A 2,937-nucleotide genomic window follows, 5' to 3' on the forward strand; every position below is an offset into this window, starting at 1 on the left:
CCAACTGGCGACGATCTGGCAGGAGGTGCTGGGCTTGGAAGATATCGGCGTCGAGGATAATTTCTTTGAACTGGGGGGCGATTCGATTATATCCCTGCAAGTGGTTAGCCGCGCCCGCCAAGCAGGGATGGCATTGTCGCCCAAGGATATTTTCAGCCATCAAACCGTCGCCGCGCTGGCCAGGTTGGCGGCCGTGGTTTTGGCGCCTGGGCGGACTGACAGCACCTACACGCTTGCAATTGCCGGTGTTGACGTGCCGTTGACACCTATTCAAGCCGAATTTTTCGCCACCGAGATCCCTCAGCGCCAACACTGGAATCAATCGGTATTGCTGCAAACCGAACAGGCCCTGGACGCCCAAGCCCTGGAACAGGCGCTGCGACAGTTGCTGCAACATCACGATGCACTACGTTTGCGCTTTTACCAGGATGGGCAATGGCGGCAGTATTATGCCGAAGCCGAGGAGAACCAAGACATCTTGTGGCTGCGCCAAGCCGCCGATGCCGAACAGATCGGCGCGATTGCGCAGCAGGCGCAACGCAGCCTGGATTTACAACGCGGCCCGTTGCTGCGCGCGGCGTATATCGAAGTGGCCGACGGCAGTTACAGATTGCTGCTGGTGATACACCATTTGGTAGTGGACGGCGTGTCGTGGCGTATCGTACTGGAGGATTTGCAGGTTTTGTACCGGCAAATCGCCGCCGGCCAAATTCCGCAACTACCGGCCAAAACCGCGTCATTTCAAGCCTGGGCGGAAGCGCTTAGTCGCCGTGCCGGACAAATCTCCGATCAGCTGGATTTTTGGCGGCAACAATTGACGGAATACCACGAATTACCCTCCGAATTCGGGGCTAGCGACGCGACGGCGGCGGACGCGGAAACCGTGACGCTGCAACTCGATCCGGCCTCGACCCGGCGCTTGCTGCAGGATGCGCCGGCTGCTTACCGCACCCGTATCGATGAATTGTTGCTCACCGCCTTGGCGAGGGCATTTTGCCGCTGGAGCGATAACCCGGCGTTGACTGTTGATCTGGAAGGCCACGGCCGCGAAGCGTTCGAGCATGCGCCGGACGTCAGTCGCAGCGTCGGCTGGTTTACCAGCGTGTTTCCGGTGAAGTTAAAGCCCGCCACTGACCTAGCCGAGTCGATCAAAACCATCAAGGAACAAATGCGCTGCATACCCGATCGCGGCCTGGGTTACGGTTTGTTGAAATATCTGGCCGACGATGCGGTTCGCACCGAGTTGCAGGCCTTGCCTAAACCCGAGGTGTGCTTCAATTATCTGGGGCAGTTCGACGCCAGTTTTACCGATGCCGGTTTGTTTCGTCCCGCCGGCGAGTCGCGCGGCGACGAACGCGACGATGCTGTGCCGCTGGACTATGCGTTGGAAATCAACGGCCAGATTTACGACGGTAGTTTGGCGATGAACTGGGCCTACAACCGCGAGCGGTTCAGCGCGGCAAATATACAGCGGCTGGCTGCCGAATTTGACCAAGAACTGACGGCTTTGATCGAACATTGCAGTCAGGGGCCATTGGCTGTTACGCCTAGCGATGTTCCACTGGCCGGCCTGACACAGGCGCAGTTGGACCAATTGCCGATAGAGATTGGTAATTTGCAGGATATTTATCCTTTGACGCCAATGCAGCAGGGCATGCTGTTTCATAGTCTGTATGAAGCCGATGCCGCCAGCTATGTCAGTTGTTTCGACGTGCGACTGAGTGGAATGGATGCCGGCCGTTTCGCCGCTGCCTGGCAGGCGATGGTGGAGCGCCATCCGATTTTGCGCACCGGTTTTGTCTCCCAAGGCGATTGGCCCAGCCCGTTGCAAATCGTGCATAAACGCGTGGCGCTACCCTTGCGGGAACGCGATTGGCGAGGCAGGGACGATACCGAGTCCGCCTTGCAAAGGCTGATTGTCGATTTGCAAAGTCAAGGATTGCAAACCGTAACCCCGCCCTTGTTCAAACTGGAATTGATCAGGCTGGACGAGGACGTTTACCACCTGATCTGGCTCAGTCATCATTTGCTGCTGGATGGCTGGAGTAGCGCGCGACTGCTGGGCGAAGTGCTGGCCCATTATCGCGGCGCGGCGCTCCCGGCCCCGGTTGCCGGGTTCCGCGATTATGTCGCTTGGCTGCAAGCCCGCGACGGCCAGTCCGCCGAAAGTTATTGGCGTCGACAACTCGGTCTGCTGGAAGAACCTACCCGACTGGCCGAAGCGCTGGCCGCTGGTGCCAGGGAAAGCGGTCACGGCCTGTTGCCGTTGCTGATCGACGGCGACGAATTCGCGAATTTACGCCAAATCGCCCAGGACGACAAACTGACCATTAATACTTTGGTTCAGGCAGCCTGGACCGTATTGTTGCAGCGCTATACCGGTAATCTGGCGGTCGCCTTCGGCGTCACCGTGTCCGGCCGACCGGCTGATTTGCCAGGCGCCGAGGATATGATCGGTTTGTTCATCAACACTCTGCCTATCATTCAGGCGCCGCGAGCCGACAGTCGAATTGGCGACTGGCTACAGGGCTTACAACAGGATAATCTCAACTTGCGCGAACACGAAGCCACGCCGCTGGCCGACATTCAACGTTGGTGGGGCAAGACGGGTGAAGCTTTGTTCGATAGCCTGTTGGTGTTCGAAAACTATCCGCTGTCCGAAGCCTTGCGCCAAAGGGCCGACGACGGGTTGCGGATCAGCGGCGGCGAGCATGTCGAAACCACCAATTATCCGCTGACGTTGGCGGTGCAAAGCGGGGATACTTTGCGGGTCGTGTTCGATTACGACCGGCAATTTTTCAGCGCCGAAGCGGTAGCCGGCTTGGCGGAACACTTCAGATTGCTATTAAGTCAACTGGCCGCGCAAGCCGGCGAACGCATCGGTCAATTGCAATGCTTGACCCCCGCCGAGCAAGCACAACTGGCTGCCTGGAACGT

1 protein-coding gene is annotated in these 2,937 nt (G+C 58.4%); it reads left to right on the top strand.

The genetic code is table 11. From position 1 onward, the window contains the following. A partial coding sequence (locus tag A1355_RS07770) for a condensation domain-containing protein (protein ID WP_231883599.1) occupies nucleotides 1-2,937 on the top strand: 2,937 nt, incomplete at both ends.

The sequence above is a fragment of the Methylomonas koyamae genome (assembly GCF_001644025.1).
GTDB classification, from domain to species: Bacteria; Pseudomonadota; Gammaproteobacteria; order Methylococcales; family Methylomonadaceae; genus Methylomonas; species Methylomonas koyamae_A.